Source organism: uncultured Brevundimonas sp., assembly GCF_963975535.1.
GTDB lineage: Bacteria > Pseudomonadota > Alphaproteobacteria > Caulobacterales > Caulobacteraceae > Brevundimonas.
Map to the genome: position 1 here is coordinate 25,330 of NZ_CAXBHE010000003.1, position 17,611 is coordinate 42,940.

Annotated in this window: 17 protein-coding genes; 4 read left to right on the forward strand and 13 right to left on the reverse strand. The window is 67.3% G+C overall.

Features of this window, described 5'->3' with window-relative positions; translation table 11 throughout:
- Positions 1-2 precede the first annotated feature (2 nt).
- Complete coding sequence (locus AACZ75_RS04385) at positions 3-1,037, forward strand: class I SAM-dependent methyltransferase (protein ID WP_339871484.1); 1,035 nt, start codon at positions 3-5, stop codon at positions 1,035-1,037.
- A 2-nt stretch (positions 1,038-1,039) separates the two neighbouring features.
- Here the strand turns inward: AACZ75_RS04385 and AACZ75_RS04390 are convergent, their stop codons facing one another.
- From AACZ75_RS04390 to AACZ75_RS04425, 8 genes are all read right to left on the reverse strand, one after another.
- Positions 1,040-2,107 (reverse strand): class I SAM-dependent methyltransferase, encoded by a 1,068-nt coding sequence (locus AACZ75_RS04390; RefSeq protein ID WP_339871485.1) that lies wholly within the window; start codon positions 2,105-2,107, stop codon positions 1,040-1,042.
- Entirely contained in the window at positions 2,104-3,039 is a 936-nt protein-coding gene (locus tag AACZ75_RS04395) for a hypothetical protein (RefSeq protein WP_339871486.1), read from the reverse strand. The genes AACZ75_RS04390 and AACZ75_RS04395 overlap by 4 nt, the downstream gene beginning before the upstream one ends.
- Positions 3,040-3,041: 2 nt before the next feature.
- A complete protein-coding gene (locus AACZ75_RS04400) occupies positions 3,042-3,602 on the reverse strand; it encodes a GNAT family protein (protein ID WP_339871488.1) in 561 nt (186 codons plus the stop codon).
- Complete coding sequence (locus tag AACZ75_RS04405) at positions 3,586-4,503, reverse strand: hypothetical protein (protein ID WP_339871490.1); 918 nt, start codon at positions 4,501-4,503, stop codon at positions 3,586-3,588. Before AACZ75_RS04405 ends, AACZ75_RS04400 begins: the two co-directional genes overlap by 17 nt.
- Positions 4,500-5,546 carry a hypothetical protein gene (locus AACZ75_RS04410; RefSeq protein WP_339871491.1) on the reverse strand — a complete coding sequence of 349 codons (1,047 nt, stop codon included), beginning with the start codon at positions 5,544-5,546 and terminating at the stop codon, positions 4,500-4,502. The genes AACZ75_RS04405 and AACZ75_RS04410 overlap by 4 nt, the downstream gene beginning before the upstream one ends.
- A 9-nt stretch (positions 5,547-5,555) precedes the next feature.
- Complete coding sequence (locus AACZ75_RS04415) at positions 5,556-6,317, reverse strand: SDR family NAD(P)-dependent oxidoreductase (RefSeq protein WP_339871492.1); 762 nt, start codon at positions 6,315-6,317, stop codon at positions 5,556-5,558.
- On the reverse strand, positions 6,318-7,457 hold the full coding sequence (locus tag AACZ75_RS04420) for a DegT/DnrJ/EryC1/StrS family aminotransferase (protein WP_339871493.1): 1,140 nt from the start codon (positions 7,455-7,457) through the stop codon (positions 6,318-6,320).
- A 105-nt stretch (positions 7,458-7,562) separates the two neighbouring features.
- Positions 7,563-8,516, reverse strand: a complete 954-nt coding sequence (locus AACZ75_RS04425; protein WP_339871875.1) for a rhodanese-related sulfurtransferase — start codon at positions 8,514-8,516, stop codon at positions 7,563-7,565.
- A 188-nt stretch (positions 8,517-8,704) separates the two neighbouring features.
- Here AACZ75_RS04425 and AACZ75_RS04430 point away from each other — a divergent pair, with 188 nt between their 5' ends.
- Positions 8,705-9,700, forward strand: coding sequence for a cysteine synthase A (locus AACZ75_RS04430; protein WP_339871494.1), 996 nt, complete (start codon positions 8,705-8,707; stop codon positions 9,698-9,700).
- Between the two features lie 12 nt (positions 9,701-9,712).
- On the opposite strand, the gene AACZ75_RS04435 is transcribed toward AACZ75_RS04430, so the two are convergent.
- The 5 genes from AACZ75_RS04435 to AACZ75_RS04455 all read right to left on the reverse strand — a co-directional run bounded on the left by AACZ75_RS04435 (position 9,713) and on the right by AACZ75_RS04455 (position 13,576).
- Positions 9,713-10,567, reverse strand: coding sequence for a methyltransferase domain-containing protein (locus AACZ75_RS04435; RefSeq protein WP_339871496.1), 855 nt, complete (start codon positions 10,565-10,567; stop codon positions 9,713-9,715).
- Positions 10,568-10,600: 33 nt separating this feature from the next.
- Positions 10,601-11,224, reverse strand: coding sequence for a class I SAM-dependent methyltransferase (locus AACZ75_RS04440; protein ID WP_339871497.1), 624 nt, complete (start codon positions 11,222-11,224; stop codon positions 10,601-10,603).
- Between the two features lie 114 nt (positions 11,225-11,338).
- On the reverse strand, positions 11,339-11,779 hold the full coding sequence (locus AACZ75_RS04445; protein WP_339871498.1) for a hypothetical protein: 441 nt from the start codon (positions 11,777-11,779) through the stop codon (positions 11,339-11,341).
- 19 nt (positions 11,780-11,798) lie between these two features.
- Positions 11,799-13,136: a TadE/TadG family type IV pilus assembly protein gene (locus AACZ75_RS04450; protein ID WP_339871499.1), complete on the reverse strand. Its 1,338-nt coding sequence runs from the start codon at positions 13,134-13,136 to the stop codon at positions 11,799-11,801.
- Entirely contained in the window at positions 13,133-13,576 is a 444-nt protein-coding gene (locus AACZ75_RS04455) for a response regulator (RefSeq protein WP_339871501.1), read from the reverse strand. Before AACZ75_RS04455 ends, AACZ75_RS04450 begins: the two co-directional genes overlap by 4 nt.
- Positions 13,577-13,753: 177 nt before the next feature.
- On the opposite strand from AACZ75_RS04455, the gene AACZ75_RS04460 reads away from it, so the two are divergent.
- Together AACZ75_RS04460 and AACZ75_RS04465 are read left to right on the forward strand one after the other, a co-directional pair.
- On the forward strand, positions 13,754-17,119 hold the full coding sequence (locus tag AACZ75_RS04460) for an EAL domain-containing protein (protein WP_339871502.1): 3,366 nt from the start codon (positions 13,754-13,756) through the stop codon (positions 17,117-17,119).
- Between the two features lie 65 nt (positions 17,120-17,184).
- The gene (locus tag AACZ75_RS04465; protein ID WP_339871503.1) at positions 17,185-17,598 is read left to right on the forward strand and encodes a response regulator; all 414 of its coding nucleotides are present in this window, start codon (positions 17,185-17,187) and stop codon (positions 17,596-17,598) included.
- The last annotated feature ends 13 nt before the right edge of the window (positions 17,599-17,611 follow it).

Consider the following 17,611-nt stretch of genomic DNA (forward strand, 5'->3'; position numbering starts at 1 on the left):
AGATGGCGACCGAACTGAAATCCAGCAAATACCGCTGCCCGCAATGCTCGGCCGGCGACTTCGCCGTCACCACCACCCGGTGGCGCTGCACCGGTTGCGGCCAGAGCTTCGCCTGCGCCTCGGGCATTCCGCGCCTGTTCGTCGAGGACCGGCTCGGTGCCCAGGACCGGAAGCTGCGTGACACCTTCTACGACGGCCTGTTCGGGCGGCTCTACCAGATCACCATGCCGGCCATCGTCATGCCGGTCCGGCCGCTGGCCATCTCCTGGCCCTACTGGATCGCCTACGGCGTGATGGTCGGCCTGATCCTGGGTCTGGCTGCCGGGCTCATCAGCACCCTGATAACCGGGGCCTTCGCCGCCGCCGCCCTGCTGTTCGCAGCCCTGGCGCTGATCCTCTGGCTGCTCAGCCGGCAGTCGTGGCTGCTGCACCTGATGTGGGTCGCGGTGCCGGCCTGGCTGTCGCTGTCGCGCAAGCCCTGGGCCCCGTCGGAATCCTTCGCCGCCGTCCATGAGCGGGCGCTCGCCCCGCTGCGCGACGCCGGACGCAGACTGCAGATTCTCGATGTCTCCACGGGCTCGTGCAACTCGCTCTACAGGCACGGCTGGATGGCACTCGACGCCGACTACACCGCCATCGACCTGTCCGAGACCATGCTCAAACAGGGCAGCGACCTGATGAGCGCCGCAGGCGTGCCGGTGGATCTGGTCCTCGGCGACGCGATGGAACTGCCGTTCCAGGATGACCGCTTCGACGTGGTGCTCAGCTACGGCGCGGTCAACGGCCTGTCCGACCCCGCCAAAGCCATCGCCGAAATGGCCCGCGTGGCCCGCCCCGGCGGGACCCTGCTCTTCCTCGATGAACAGATGTACGACGCGGCGACGCCGGTCGAACGCGCCTATTTCATGAAGGTACTGTCCAGCCACAACGTCATCCATCACTGCCCGGTGGAGGACTTCCCCCCGTCCCTGACAGATGTCCGCGTGTCGCAGGTCTACCAATTCTATTACATCTGCACCGCCCGGAAGGCGGGCTGACCTCAGGGAGTCAGATTGACGAACATGGCCCCGCCGGCGACGAAGCTGCGCTGCACCCGCGAGCCGTAGGCGGCGATGGCGCGGTCGGCGACCTTACGCGGGCCGTCGCCGTGCGGCCAGTTGTAGTCATCGAAGATGATCCAGCCGCCGGGCACGACGAGCGGCCCCCACAGGGCGAAATCCTGCGCCACGGCCGACTCGTCGTGATTGCCGTCCAGATGCAGGACGGAGATGCTGCCCGCCATAAGCGTGGTGCCGAACTCGCGCGAGGTCACGGTCCGGTCGCGGACATACCGCTCGTGCGCATCCTCGGAGGTCATCCGCAGATAGTTGAAGTCCCCGGTCACACAGGCCAGCATGCTGACCAGAAAGCCGGCATAAACCACGTCCCAGTCCCAGCCGCTGGAGGCCTGCTGGATATGGGTCGGCGCATCCGTCTGCACCGACAGACCCAGGTTCCAGGGGTCGACGCACAGGGTGGCCCCGACGCCGCAATAGCCGCCGACCCGATTGAGCACATAGCTGCTCTTGCCGAACAGGGCCCCGATCTCGACGATGTCGCCCTTCGGGGCCGAGGGCACCACGCCGCAGATCGCCAGAATCTTGTCGCGGGCGCACTCGCCATGGATGGTCTCGACCTGGGCCAGCAGCCCGGCCACGAACTCGGCCGGAAGCGTCGAGGGCATTCCGCCATACGCCGCCGCCGTCGCCAGGCCCGCCCGCCCCTTCGCCAAGGCATCGACCACCCGGTCCATCTGCCGCCTGAACGGGCCCGGGCCCAACAGCTTCAGACCGGGCAGCCGTGTCGGCAGCGTCTGTTCGAGCAAATGAAAGGTCGGTGCATGCGGCGTGAACAGGTCGGTGATCTGCTCACGCTCGACCAGCGCGTCCAGCGCATCGAAGAAGTCGGGTGCGCCAATGAACGGCAATCGCGTCCAGGCGTCGAACGCGGCGGCGTTGGGATCAACATCCAGCGATGAGGCCCCGACGACCCGACGTCCCCACTGCCTGGCTTCCCCGGCGAATATCGCGGCCGCCTCAAGGGCCGACGGGAAGACGAGAATGGTCATGCGGCCTCCAGGATCGCGCAGCCGATACCGGATTGCCCGAAACCGTCGCCGTTGTGGAACATGACCTTGCGGCCGTCGGCGGCGAGGACGCAGGGATAGGACATGGTCGCCGAATTCCAGCCCGTCCCGCCCGGCTGCAGCCCCCCGGGGTCCGGCCGGCGCGTCCAGTCCCGACCGTCGGTCGATGTCGCGTAACCGATGCGATAGGAGCCCGCGCCATCGCGGTACTCACGGCTGTTCCGGTAGGAGAACCACATCTCGTATCCCTCGGGCGTGCGCAACACCGAGGGCCGGGTGTTGGCCTCGAGCGGGTCCAGCTTGGGAATGCAGGCATGGTTGGTCTGCCGCCAGTGCAGACCGTCATCGGAATGGGCCAGCTTGATCTGATAGGTCGGCTCGAACTTGCCGTCGATCTCGACCCAACCCGTCCCGGAGCCGTACCACATGGTCCAGACCCCATCCTCAACGAGGATGTTCGGGGCCATGGTCATATAGGGCTCATCCGGGGTGCGATCGACGACCGGCCCGTCAAAGGCCCGCTCGAACGTCAGCCCCCCGTCCCGGCTGCGCGCCAGGCCGATCGACATCCGGTAGGGCACATTGCCGCCGCGGCTGACGCCGCCGTAGTACATCCACATTTCGTCGCCGACGGCGATCACCTGGCTGGCGATCACCCCGTCCTCGTCATGGGTCCCGGGCTTGCCCAGATCCATCACCGGCGTGTCCTGGACATGCAGCAGGCGGGTGGGATCGGCGCGATCAACCTCGATAAAGCCGGTGCGACTGCGGTTCTCGGCGTTGCGGGTGCCGTAGTAGACGCGGATGCGGTCCTTCAGCAGCACGGCGGCGGGTGCCTGGGCATGGGTTCGCGACCAGTCCATCGAACCGTCGGGGGTGAAGATGACACCCAGCTGCGTCCAGCCCGTCGCCATGTTCACGGCTCCCAGTAGCCGTTGGCGGCCACCAGGGCGCGATAGTCCTCGCTGGTGACGCCGACGACGATACGATCCCAGTAGCGGCCGCCGCGGAAATACCAGTCGCGCTGGCGACCCTCGACCTGCCAGCCACATTTGCCTGTGTACACGCCCACCGACGCCTCGTTGAAGGCGATCATCGACCCGTCCAACCGCTGCATGTGCAACTCGTCAAAGGCATAGCGCATGGTGGCCATGATCACGTCGACCCCGACTCCCTTGCCGCGCATCGATGGGTCGCCGATCATCATGCCGTGGAAGGCGTTGTTGTCTTTCCAGTTTATGTCCACGAGATTGGCGGTCCCAACCAGACCCGTCCCCGGAACATCGATGGCGAAACGCTGATTCAGCGGATCGCTCGCCAGCCCCTCAAACCATTGCTGCGTCTGGCGCAACGACGTCGGGAAATGCCAGCCGCCCAGCATTGTCCAGAGGTCGGGGTCATTGCCCCACTGGTGCAGCGCCGGCAGGTCCGTCGCCTCGATGGCGCGCAATGTGACGATCCTACCCTTGATGTTCATCGGAGCGCTCCAGTGATCGTGGCCCGCGATAGGCCGGAAAGAAGCCGGTTTCGGCGTTACCGGCGCTGAGTGCCGCATAGGCATCGTCGTCCAGGATAGACATCAAAAGGTAGGAGGGTTCGACGCTGTTGGAAAACCCCTTCTTGAAGCGAACCAGGCCGTCCGCCGGATCGTCCGCCGTCCCCGCGCCGCCGCCGAGGTTGACGAGGGTGCAATCGGTGAGCTCGCGCAGGGCCAGGTCATTCACCGCATAGGCGGCCCCCGACTGATACCCCTCGGCCGCAGAAGCGGCCAGGTGGCTCATGGCGTGGCCGTCATGGGTGACGAACAGGTGCGCCGAGACCAGCCGATCCTCGACGAAGGCCGCGAAGGTCCTCACGCCCGGCAGGCTGGCCAGCACCGCATGGTGATCAGAAGCAAAGGCATGCGACCCGCCCAGTCCATGACGCGCAACCAGTTGACCGTACAGACTCTCCCAGGCCGGAAGGTGATCCGCCAGGGCGATCTCGGCCACCGAAACACACGTCCGCGCCCGCCGGAGCTCATAGCGATGGTGCTTGCCATAGGCGATCGGCCCGAGACTCCGGTCATGGACATGGTGCGACTTGAACCGCCCGAAGGTCGCCGGAACGCCCGCCAGGGCGGACAGCGGCGGTCGTAGCCGGTCATCCAGCACCAGGACAGCGGATACGAGGCCGGCGGCCTTCAGCCGCGCCAGACCGGCGGCGATGTCGGCGTCGCGGGCCAGGACCGCCAGCGGATAGGGACCGATCGCATCCTCGCGCGTCCCGCAGGGCGTGGGCCGGATCAGCACGTGCCCGCCCCACTCGGGCACCGTGAACGGCCTGCCGATATGGCCAAGACCGCGGGCGTAGGCCGCGCCGGCATAGGGATGGGTCATGTCAGCAGCGCCTCGACCCGGCGCGCCATCCGCACCATGTCCGCCTCACCGTAACGATGGTCGCAGGGCAGGGTAATGAGTTCGCGGGTCCACTGTGTTTCCCGGGGGAAGTCCTGGGCCGGACCCGCGATCGACGGCCAGTGAACGGCCGCAAAAATCCGGTACGCGTGCAGGTCCGTCAGGACCGCGTCACGCGCGTCGGGCTCCAACTTCAGAACATAGCCCAGCGACGGCACCGCCAGATTGGCCGGCAGAACCGACCAGCGGTGCAGAGCCCGGTCAAGCAATCGCCAATTCGCCAGCCTCGGGCCGACGAGGCTGGACAGCGAGGTCCGCGACAGGATCGCCAGACTGCGTTCCGTCATCGCCTCGGACGTGACTGCCATCGCCGCTTCCTTGCCCTGGTTGACGATGTGCCAGACCGCATTGTTCCGCCCCAGGGGATCGTCGTGTCGCAGCAGTGGCGCGCGCCACAGCGCCGCACTGTCGGGCGAGGTGTCCGGACGCGGCAGCGTCGCCGGCCCGGCAGGCGCGACCAGCAACCCACCATCAGCGACACCCAGCAGCTTTCGCGGGCTGTACAAGGTCCAGCCGTTGTCAGACGCCGGACCGACGGCCAGCGCCTGGGCGCGATCCTCGACGATGTGCAGATCGGTACGCCGACGGGCGAAGGCCTGCACGCCGGGACCGACGGGCTGGCCGAACCACGCCACGAACAGCACCAGATCGCCAGCCACCATCCCGGGCTCGACGCCGGCAAGGTCCGGCGCGAAACCCTCGCCGACGGGGTAGAAGCGCACCCGATCGGCAAACGACGGATCGACCAGATCGCCACAGACGAAGGCCGGCAGCCAGATCGTGGCCCCGGGCAGGGTCCCCACCAGGGCGGCGAAGGCCGAGCGGGCATTCACAAAGGCGGCCCAGGCGCGGTCCCCGGTCCAGGCCTCCAGCACGCTGGGGCCACCCGGCGCGTCGTCAGGATCGTGCCGTTCGAAGAAGCCGCCGACGGGCGCGACCGGCTCCGCATCTGATGGGACCAGCACACTCACGCATCACCGGGCAGTAAAGCCGCCGTCGACCATATAGGTCCCGCCATGGCACGATCCGGAGTCATCGCTGCACAGAAAGGCCGCCATGCGCGCCACTTCCCCGGCGGACACATAGCGTTGCAGGGGCAGGGCCTTTGCCGCGTCAGCCTGCCCGCGGACCCGTTGCGGATCCCGGTCGGACAGGGCCTTGTCCAGCCGGCGCATCATGTCGGAGTCAATGGGGCCCGGGCACAGCGCGTTGACCCGCACGCCGTCACCGCCGGCTTCCAGGGCGGCAGCCCGGACCAGACCGATCACCGCGTGCTTGCTCAGCGTATAGGCTCCCAACGAGGCGCTGCCGACCACGCCGGAAATCGACGACAGGGCCACGATGCTGCCGCCACCCCTCGGCTTCATCTCGCGCAGACAGGCCTGCATCCAGAACAGGCAGCCCTTCACATTGACGTCGAGAACCCGATCGAGATCGGCCTCCGAAATTTCCTCGACCAGCGCCACCGGGCCTTCGACACCCGCGGCCAGCACCGCGGCGTCGATACGACCGAAGCGACCGAGTGCAGATTCGTAGGCGGCACCCACGGCAGCACGATCGGTCACATCGACCTGCAGGAACTGAACATCGGGGTGGGTCGTCAGATGCGAGGCCGGCGCAACGCGATCGGTCAGCACTACCCGGGCCCCCTTGGCGAGAAACACGTCTGCGCATGCCGTCCCGACCGTCCCGGACGCCCCGGTAATCAGAACAGTCCTGCCTGCCAGATCCTGCATCTACAGACCGGCCAGCGCCTGTTGCAGCGCCGTCGAAATCCGGGTGGTCTCCGCGGCGCTGAGATCGATCGAGAACGGCAGGCCGATGACGGAACCCGCCAGACGATCCGTGTGCCGCAGATCACCGCGCGCGCAGTCAGCAAAAGCCGGGGTCGTATGGCATCCCGTACCCCACCACTGGCGGGTGTCGATGCCTTGCCCATGGAGGATTGCGGCCACAGCCCCCGCAGTTCCGTCCGGCAGGCCGACAGTGCAGACGCTCGTCGCCCATTCCGTGCCCCAGCCATCCTGGAAACGAACGTCTGGCTGGCCGATCAAACTCATACGCAGGTGCTGCGCCGCTCGCAGGAACCGGAACCGGTCGGCTGGCCAGGCGTCGAGACCGGCCAGCCCCACGGCGGCCGCATATTCTGAAAGCTTGGCATTGGTCGCGGCCACATGACTTTCGCGGCCGCCCTCAAAGCCGAAAGTGGTGAGCTGGCGGACCCTGGCCGCAAGCTTGGCATCCCGGGTCGCCAGATAGCCGCCTTCACCGATGCCGAGCACCTTGGTGGCGTGCAGGCTGACCACGGCCGGCAGCGCCGCGTCATCAAGCGTGTCGAAGGCTGCGGCCGCATCCACCAGGACGGGCACGCCGGTCGCGTCGCGGAACGCCCGCCATGCTGCCATATCGCCCCGGGCCCCGAAGGCGGAGACGGGTATGACGGCGACCACCTGCTCGCGAACATTGGCCGCCAGATCGGTGACGGCCTCGGGGCGCAACATCCAGCTGTCGGGGTCGACGTCGGCGAACCACGGCCGCAACCCGGCCTGAATCACCGCATGGGCCGTCGCCACAAAGGTCCAGGCCGGCATCACCACATAACCCCCGGCGCGCAGATCCATCGCCATCAGGGTCAGGGTCAGGGCCTGGGTCGCGTTGGTGACGGTGACGATCTCGGTCCCGACCGGGAACCGCCCCGCCAATCGTGCCTCGAACTCGGTCAGAAGCGGGCCGAAATTGGAGTACCAGCCGGCGTCATCGATCTTCTGAAGATAGGGAAACACCGCTTCGGCCGACGGCAGTCGCGGGCGCGCGACCGGTACCCTGGACGGTCCCGTCGCCTGCGCCTCGCACAACAGCGCCTGATTGACCGCCAAGCGGACACCCTCCGGAAATTACACCGCCGATACCGCCACAATCGTGGTTAAGATCGGGTTACAGAATGCCCCGACCACGCCAGCGCCAGGGCAGTAGAACCCGATTCAGGGGTTCCGGGACAGGCCTTCCGACCGGTCGAGGACAGCCCCGACATGGTCGATCCCCAGCTTCACCGCGATTTCCATCTGCCGCTGCCGTTCGGCATAGCCGTCGCGCTGTTCCGGGGTTCGGGTCGCATGACAGCGGTCACAGCAGACGCCCTCGACATAGCGGGGCGAGGCCCGGTCGGCGGCCCCCAGCGGCATCCGACAGCCCCGGCACAGGGTGTGGCTGCCCGGTTCCAGCCCATGGCCGATGGCGACCCGCTCGTCGAACACGAAACACTCGCCCTGCCACAGGCTGTCCGCCGCCGGCACGGTCTCGAGGTACCGCAATATGCCGCCCTCCAGATGGTGCATCTGGTCGACGCCCTCGGCCCTGAGGAAGGCCGTGGCCTTCTCGCAGCGGATGCCGCCGGTGCAGTACATCGCCACCTTCGGCGGGGTCGGCCGGTCCAGGAGCGCCCGCCCTTCCCGCTCGAACCAGTCCGGAAAATCCCGGAAGGACCGGGTATTGGGCTGGACCGCACCGGCGAAGGCCCCGATCGCGCCTTCATAGTCATTGCGGGTATCGATCACGATCGTGTCCGGATCGCTGATCAGCCGGTTCCAGTCGGCCGGCGACACATACAGACCGGCATTGCGGACCGGGTCGAGATCGGTCCGGCCCATGGTTACGATCTCGGTCTTGATGCGGATCTTGAGCCGGTGGAACGGCATGGTGGCCGCGGTCGATTCCTTCACGTCCAGATCGGCAAATCCAGGCAGGTCGCGGATTGCGTCCAGCAGAATTTCGATCGCCTCGTGCGGTCCGGCCATCGTCCCGTTCAAGCCTTCCGGCGCGATCAGCAGCGTGCCACGTACGCCGGACAGGCATGCCGCCGAGAGGCGGGCCTGCACCGCCACGCAGTCGTCAATCGCCGCGAAGCGATACAGGGCGACGACGCGCACGCGCGGCAAGACGGGGGTGTCGGTCGTCATTTCGGCCCTTGCGTTGAAGCGGTCGCCGCAGCGGCGGGCCGGCATCAGACAGGGCCTCCCTATAGCGGAAACGGGGCGGGAATCGCCAGAGTCGACAGGACGGTTCCCAGTCCCCACCTAGAGGGCTGCCGCGTCGCTCCCCCGACCGGTGCTCCGAAAGGCTTGTCGTGTCCGTCACCCGCTCCATCATCGATCTGATCGGCAACACACCGCTGATCCGCCTCAACCGACTGTCGGACGAGACCGGCTGCGAAATCCTCGGCAAGGCCGAATTCCTCAATCCCGGCCAGTCGATCAAGGACCGCGCCGCTCTATCGATCGTGCGGACGGCGAAGGCCTCCGGCGCGCTGCGGCCCGGCGGCACCATTGTCGAGGGCACGGCCGGCAATACCGGCATCGGCCTCGCCCTCGTCGGCGCGGCGCTTGGCCATCCGGTGGTTATCGTCATGCCCCGCACCCAGTCGGACGAGAAGAAGCAGGCGATCCGCGCCCTCGGGGCCCGGCTGGTCGAGGTCGATGCCGCACCCTTCTCCAGCCCCGCTCATTTCGTCCATACTTCAGGCCGTCTGGCCGAAGAGCTGAACGGCGACAGCCCGAACGGGGCCATCTGGGCCAACCAGTTCGACAACACCGCCAACCGCGACGCCCATTACACCGGCACCGGCCCCGAGATCTGGGAACAGACCGGCGGCCGCATCGACGCCTTCGTCAGCGCCGTCGGCTCGGGCGGCACCATCGCCGGGGTCGGGGCCTTCCTGAAGGAGCGCGACCCGTCGATCCGAATCGCCCTGGCCGATCCGGCGGGCGCGGCAATGTTCAACTGGTTCACGAAGGGCGAGATGAGCGGCGAGGGCTCCTCCATCACCGAGGGCATCGGCGTGGCCCGGATCACCGGCAATCTCGAGGGCTTCTCCCCCGACCACGCCTATCGCATCGAGGACGCGGAGTTTCTGCCGGTCCTGTTCGATCTGGTGCGTGAGGAAGGCCTGTCGCTCGGCGGCTCGGCCGGGGTCAACCTGGTCGGGGCCGTGCGGCTGGCCCGCGATCTGGGGCCCGGCAAGACGATCGTCACCTGCCTGTGCGATCCCGGCTCGCGCTACGCGTCCAAACTGTTCAATGCGGAATTCCTGGCCGCGAAGGGCCTGCCGACACCGCCCTGGTGACGGCTGCCCCCGTCAGGGGCGCCGGGCGGTGACGATCCAGACCGCAGCCGGCATCAGCACGCCGTCAGGGGTCAGGTGGTCCTCCAGCACTCGGCGCACCGCGTCGTTGACCTGCCCGACCAGGGACGGATCTTCGCGAAGGACGCTGCCGAGTGGGCCGACGCGCAGCGCCAGCTTCAGGGCCTGGTCCACGTCCCCGCCGCCGATTCGCGTGTCATGCGGCCGGATGTCGATGCCGGTGAATCCCGCCGCGCTCAGGACCGTCCGGACCCGGTCGGCATCGGCAAAGGCGAAGGGACCGGGGGCCAGCGGGTCGATCGGGACCGGGGCCGGAATGAACGGCAGGGCCGCAGCCAGCGGCTCCCCCATCCACGGGTTGTCGGCGAACGGTTGCCAGCACACGAAGGCCAGCCGCCCGCCGGGCCGCAGACTGCGCCCCAGATTGGCTAAGGCCGCTGTCGGATCACTGAAGAACATCACGCCGAAGCGCGAGAAGGCCGCATCAAATACCGAGGATCCCAGCGCGGCCGTCTGGACATCCGCTTCCCGGAAGCGGACCGGCAGGCCGGGCATCGCCGCGGCCCGGCGGTGCGCAATCTCCAGCATGGGCTGCGAAATATCGACCCCGACGACCGCGCCCTCCGGCCCCACACGACGCGCCAGCTCCAGCGAAGTGTGGCCGCAGCCGCAGCCGACATCGATCAGGTGTTCACCGCAGCCGGGTGCCAGTGTCTGCATCGCTTCCAGACCCAGCGGCGCAAGCTGGCGGTCCAGCTGATCCTGGAACCGGGCCCAGGTCTCACCGACGGTCGCATTCCAGTATTCGACCTGGGCGATATTCGGCTGGTCGTCAGGATCTGTCGTCACGGCCGTCTCCTTGATCACGGGGCCGTCCACGCCTCAGTCGCGGCGGGCCTCGCCCCATTCGCTCCACCCCAGAACCCGCGGCGTGTTGGGCAGATACATGCACGCCGGGTCGATCAGTTCAAAGCCCGAGGCCGCGATCGTCGCCGAAACCGGTCGGGTCAGGTGGCAGCCCCCGGCCAGAGGCTTCCAGACCGGCTCGATCCGCCGCTGCCAGCGCGCGACCTGCGGGTCCGGCGACAGCCCGTGCTCGGCATACAGCAACCTCCCCCCGGGCCGCAGCACACGTCGGGCCTCGGCCAGCGTCGCGTCGGTCGAGGCCACCGAACACAGGGTGAAGGTGCAGACCACCGTATCGAAGTCAGAGTCCTCAAACGGCAGGGCCTCGGCCGCCCCGTCCAGAACCGCGACCTTCAGGCCGTCCGGGCGTGGTGCGTTCAGGGCCTTGCGCCGCAGGCCCTCCGAAGGATCGACACCGGTCACGCTGTCGACCTGCGCCGGATCATAGAAGGCCAGGTTCAGCCCGCCGCCGATACCCAGTTCCAGCACCCGCCCCCGGGCCCGGGGCACGACCTTGGCCCGCTGGTGCCGGATCGGACCGGCCCCGCAGGCACAGCCGATCACATGCGGCAGGATGTGACGGTCATAGAAGGCGGCCATGGGCGCGAAATCCGTGTCGACCGGGGACCGGCGTCCGTCGTGAACACCGAAAGCCATCCGGTCAGGGCCGACCCTACACCCATGGTTCCCGGCGGGAAGCGCGCGGTGGCCGGTTCAGCCCCGGCGGTCCCCGGGTCCGCCACTGCGCTCACCCGAACGGCGCTCGCCCTCGCGGCGCTCGCCCTGACGCATGCCGCCGTTCAGCATCATCAGTTCAAGGCGCACCTCGATCAGGCGCTCTTCCAGAGCCCCCAGCGCCAGGACCAGGATCGATACGGCGATCAGGGCCCCGACGAAGCTGAGGCCGACCAGGGTCGAGCCCATCTCCAGCATCTCACCCGCCAGCAGAATGAGCGCAAACATGCCGCCGGATACCACCAGGGCATAGGCCCCGATCAGCTTCATCAGCGATCGCCGCGGCGCATGGCGATTGATGCGATTGCCCGGCTTGCGACGCTCCTTGCCGCGCCGCTCGGGGGGCAGGTCGCGTTCAGAGTCCACAGCCTCGGCCACTGGCGCGGCCCGGGACTTCATCTGCTTCGCATGTTTTGCCATCGTCATGAATTCCGCAACCTCAATCAACCAGATGCGCGCCGCCAGTGTTCGGCCCGACCCCGGCGGGAACCGGTATTCTGGAGGTGTTGTAGTTGGCGTTGATATGCAGGGTCGGTGACCCCTGCAGTTCCAGGTATTTGGCGACAATCACCGTCCAGGCACTGTCACGGGCAATGTTTGAAGTACCGCCAATCACGAGGCGGGCCTCGGGGATGTAGATCACGCCGAGAAGGGCCTCGACATTGTCGGCGTCAATGCTGAATTTCTGGATGTTGTCGCGCGTTGCGCCCATGACCATACCGGCATAGGGGCCCGACTCCCGACCCGACAGGTTAACCCGCGCCCGCCCGCTGAAGTCAAAGCGCGACGGCTTGTCGAAGAACATGACCACGTCCCGACCGGTCAGTTTCGCATTGTCGCTGATGGTCAGAACGCTGCCGATGAACCAGTGATCCCCAGGCTCCAGGATCAGTTCCGAGTCCCCCCCGAACACCATCGCCCCGCAATGCACGCCGGCGGGGAGCCGGGTGACGCCCGAGGAAATACTGACGGCAGCGCCGAGCCCGCCGCTTCGGCCATTTCCGTTGTTGCCATTGTTTCCGCCGCCCACCCGGGTCGAAATAAGTCCACCGACAGCAACGTTCACGTCGCAAAGGCGGTTCGAATTCAAATCCACGTCGGCGAACGGGTCGGGGATATGGGCGGCACCGGTGCCCGGCGTCGGGCTGATCACACCGACCGCCGTACCGACAGCCTGGACCCGGGCCGCTGAAATCGACCCACCGAGGACCTGAATGTGCTGGTTCGAATGAATCATGCACCCCGGGGCCGCCATGCGCGGACCGTCTTCCAGTTTCAGTCCCTTGTCCTGACTACCGCCGGTTACAAGCACACAAAGCGGCACCAGCCCGACCGTCGACGCCGTAGCCTGGGCGGTGAAATTCCAGCCGCCCGGCGGCAACATGCTGCCGAAGAACGAGGCGCGATGCCCCTTGACCACGACCCGAAGCGCGCGCTGACCACCCTGGTCGATGATCGTATAGGTCGGATCGACTTTCGGCGGATTCGACCACTGGGTCATCTGCGCCTGGAAGAAGGCGGCGGCGCGCTCGCGGGCCGCAGCGCCGTCCGTGGCCAGACTCAGGGAGGGCGCACCGGCCAGCGCGGCACTGTCAGCCAACCCCTGCAAACGGTCACGGGTGGCATTGACCGCCGTCAGATCGATCGCCCCGATGGCCAGCAGGGCGACGGCCGGCACGACCAGGGCGAATTTCAGCGCGATAACACCGCGAACATCGCGCCTCAACGACGCCAGGGAGCGGCGAATGTCGCGAAGACGGGCGGCGAAACCCGTCATGCCGCCTCTGACGCCGCGGCCAGGCGTACTCGATGTTCGGCCTGGCTGCTGCGCAGCACAAAGCGCATCTGGTAGGTCAGCAGCCGCCAGTTCAGCGGCTTGGTCACGAAGGAGGTCGCGCCCAGATGAAAGGCACGATCGATGGCCTCGACATCCTCGCGGCCGGTCTGGACGATCACCGGCAGATGCGCCGTCGCCGGGTCGGCGCGCAGGCGCTCCAACAGGCCGAACCCGTCCAGACGCGGCATCTCCAGATCCACCAGTAACAGGTCGTACCGGGTCATCGCCAGGCGGTCGAGTGCCTCGAGACCGTCAGCGGCTACGTCGATTTCCGCATGCGGAGAGGCCAGATTGACCTGCGCGAACTCGCGCAGGATCGGGTCGTCATCGACGAACAGAATTCTCGCATCCGTGTCGAGTACATAGAAGAAACCAGCCATCGTGGAGTCCTCCCGGGCTCCTGAAATCGGGCTGATCGACAGACCAGCGACCCCAGATTTAAGGGCGCAGTCATTAATGCCCGGTATCTCTGGCGACTATCGTCATCTGGAACCAGATCCCTGACCCGGTCATCATCCATCCAAAGCGGATCCATTCGCCGGAAGCTGATCGCCCTGGTGCTGACCTCCCTGGTCGCCGCGGGGGTGGTGACAGCCGCCCTGTCCGGCTGGACCGACGCCCGACGCCAGGCTGCGCTCGAAACCGCCCGACTGACCCAGACGGCCCAGGTCATCGGTTCGATGGCCGCCCCCTCGGTCGCGCTCAATGACGCTTCCGGTGCCTTCCTGGCGGTGCGATCGATCGGGCAGATGCCCGACATCGTCTATGCCCGTATCCAGACGGCAGACGGCTATCTGCTGGCCGAGACCGGCGGCGGCGTGCGTCTCAGTTCCGATGCCGACATCCAGCAGACCGGCGACCTGTCGCTGTGGTCGGCGCTGAAGACCGGTTCCATTCAGGTCAGGACACCGATCCTCAACGACGGTGCCGTGGTCGGCGAGCTCACCCTGCTCAGCGACGTGCCCGGGCTGCGCTCGCGAATTCTGACCGCCGTCCTGATCAGCCTGGCCGGGGCCGGGGTGGCCCTGCTGGCCGGTCTGCTCGTCGCCCTGCGCATGGCCCGCCGCATCAGTGAGCCGATCACCCGTCTGGCCCGGTTCACCAACCGGGTCCGTGAGTCGCAGGACTACTCCCGGAGCGCCGACATCGAGGCCGATGGGGAACTTCGCGATCTCGTCAGCGGCTTCAATGACATGCTGGACGGCATCCGCGACCGCGACGAAAAGATCGCCGCCCAGGTCGCCGGCCTGGAGGGCGAGGTCGCCGCGCGAACCGCGGAACTCTCGGTCGCCAAGGAGGCCGCCGAAAGCGCCAATGCCGCCAAGTCCGACTTCCTCGCGGTGATGAGCCACGAGATCCGCACGCCGATGAACGGCATCCTCGCCCTCAGCGAGATGCTGTCACGATCCGACCTGCCCACGCGCCAGAAACGCTACGCCGACGTGATCGCCAAGTCGGGACAGTCCCTGCTCAGCATCATCAACGACATTCTCGACTTCTCGAAGGTCGAGGCCGGCAAGCTGGAGATGGAAGCCGTTCCGGCCGATCTGACCGAGGTCGCCGAGGACGTCGCCAGCCTGTTCATGGAGCGCGCCGTCAGCAAGGGGCTGGATCTGGCCGTGTTCGTGGATCCGCGCACCCCCGTCGTCCGCGGCGACCCCGTCCGGCTGCGCCAGATCCTCGGCAACCTCGTCAACAATGCCATCAAATTCACCGAGGCCGGCGGCGTCCTGATTGCGATCGAACCGGTCGCACAATCGTCGGGGCATATTCGTTTCGCCATCGTCGACACGGGCCCGGGCATCCCGGCGGACCGCCTGCCCCACCTGTTTGAGGCCTTCACCCAGGCCGATCAGAGCACGACGCGCAAATACGGTGGTACCGGGCTGGGCCTGACCATCTGCGACCGCCTGGTACGCGCGATGGGCGGCGAATGGGCGCTGGAGAGCGTGCTGGGCGAAGGCTCGGTCTTCGCGTTCGGGGTCCCCCTGGCCGCGGCCGCGGACTCGGCGACCGAGGTGCCCGCGTTTGCCGGCTGGAGCCTGCAGGTGCCCGAGACACAGGGCCAGACCGCCGTCGCGCTGAACCGTTACCTGACCGCCTGGGGGGTAACGGCCGCAAGCGAGCCGGTGTCGTCCGCTGCCTCCATTGATCTGGCCGCGCAGCCCGATGCCGGGTCGACGGGACACTCGCTGGTGATCTGCGACACCGAGGATCAGGCGGCAGCCTTCTCCGGGCGGGGCATCTGCGCCATGGTCAAACCCCTGCGCCGGGACGACCTGCTGCAGGTCCTGAAGCAGATGCACGCCGGCGAGCGCCCGTCGCTTGACCGGCTGCCGTCCCAGGCGGCGGGGCATCAGACCTTCCCCGGTGTCCGTGTCCTCGTCGTCGATGATTCCGAGGTCAATCGCGAAGTCGCCGGTGAGGCGCTGGGTCGTCTGGGTGTGGTTGTCTCCCTGGCCGAGGACGGCCTCCAGGCGATCGAGGCTCTCCAGGTCTCGACCTTCGACCTGGTCCTGATGGACGGATCCATGCCCGTTCTGGACGGGTTCGAGGCCAGTCGCCGCATTCGCGCTGAAGACGTTGAAACCGGCCGCGCCCGCACCCCCATCGTCGCCTTGACCGCCCATGTCGTCGGCTCGGGGGCCGAAGCCTGGCGGACCTCCGGCATGGATGACGTGATCCACAAGCCCTTCACCCTCGCGGACCTGACGCGGATCCTCGGGCGTTTCTGCGCCGACCAGGCTGTGGCCGCAGAGACCGCTCCCGCACAGGCACCGACCACCGGGCCCGACACTGCGGACACAACAGACCTGCTCGATCCCGGCATCCGTCGGGAACTGGCGGCAATGGCCGCGAACGGACGACCCGATTTCGTCGAAAAGGTCGAAGGTCTTTATGCCGTCAATGCCCCGCTCCGGGTCGCCGACATTCGCGACGCGCTGACGGCCGGCGATGCCGAGGCCCTGGCGCGGGCGGCCCATGCCCTGAAATCGATGAGCCTCAGTCTCGGGGCATCGAGGGTCAGCGCCCTCGCCTCGCAGATCGAGACCGACGCCCGCAGTGGCGATACCACATCCGTCGATCCGGACGCCCTCGAGGCCCTGATCGCCCGAACCCTGGCGGCCATGGGCCGAACCGCTGCGCCGGCACCTGCGGCGGACGGGACGTCGGACACCGACTGGGCCAGTCGGGCACGCAAGGCGATCGCGGCGGGCCACATGCATCTGGAATACCAGCCCATGGCCGACCGGTCCGGCCTGTTCTCGGACAAGGTCGAGGCCCTCGTACGGTGGACGGACCCGGATCAGGGCCGCATCAGTCCGGACCAGTTCATCCCCGAACTGGAGAAGGGCGATGCGATCATCGCCCTGACCGATTTCGTCCTGACCACCGCCATGCGGGACCTGGCCACGCGACCTGACCTGCGGGTTTCGGTCAACGCCTGCGCCTGGGACTTTCAGGACCCCGGCTTCGCTGTCCGGGTCGCCGCGATCGCCCGGCGCGAAAACTTTCCGCTGGAGCGCCTCGAAATCGAGGTCACGGAAACCGCCATCCTGGACATCGAACCGGCCCGCCAGACCATCCAGCTGCTGTCGGCGATCGGCGTCGGCGTCGCCCTCGACGACTTCGGCTCCGGCTACACCAGCCTGCATGCCCTGCGCGAGCTCAGCTTCACGACCCTCAAGGTCGACAGCAGCTTCGTGAAACGCTGCTGCGAGGACACGGCTTCGGCGGCCATCATCCATGCCGTGATCGGCGTCGGCCGGGCGCTGGGCATGAAAGTGGTCTGCGAGGGCGTCGAAACCGAGGCCCAGGCGCTCTTCCTCAAGACCGCCGGCGTCCACTATCTGCAGGGCTATTTCTATCACCGCCCCTGCGCCGTCACCGCCCTGCCTGCCGCGAGGGAAAGAGCAGCCTGAGGATTAAGCATCTGTCTTGACGGAATTGAATCTGTTCCCCGGACATGATGCAGCTGGAGAAACGCATGGCCATCATCGTAATCGTCGACGACGACCCCACCATCCGGATGATCGCCGGCGAAATGCTCCGGCATGAGGACTATGCGGTCGTCGAGGCCTCCGACGGCAACGAGGCTCTGGGCGTCGTCGCGATCCTGCCGGTCGACCTTGTCGTCCTGGACATGCTGATGCCCAACAAGGACGGCCTCGAAACGATTGCCGAGCTGAAGGTGACCCATCCCGACGTCCGGATCCTGGCCATTTCGTCCGGTGGACAGATGGACAAGGAGATGCTGTTACGCACGGCCCTGGCCTTCGGAGCAGACGAGGCATTACCCAAACCCCTGCACGCCGACAGCTTCGCCGAGACGGTCGCCCGGCTGCTGGCGGCACCGGCCATGAAACTCCCGGCGCAGCGGGCCGAAGCCTCGGCCGGCTAGCCCACGGCCGATA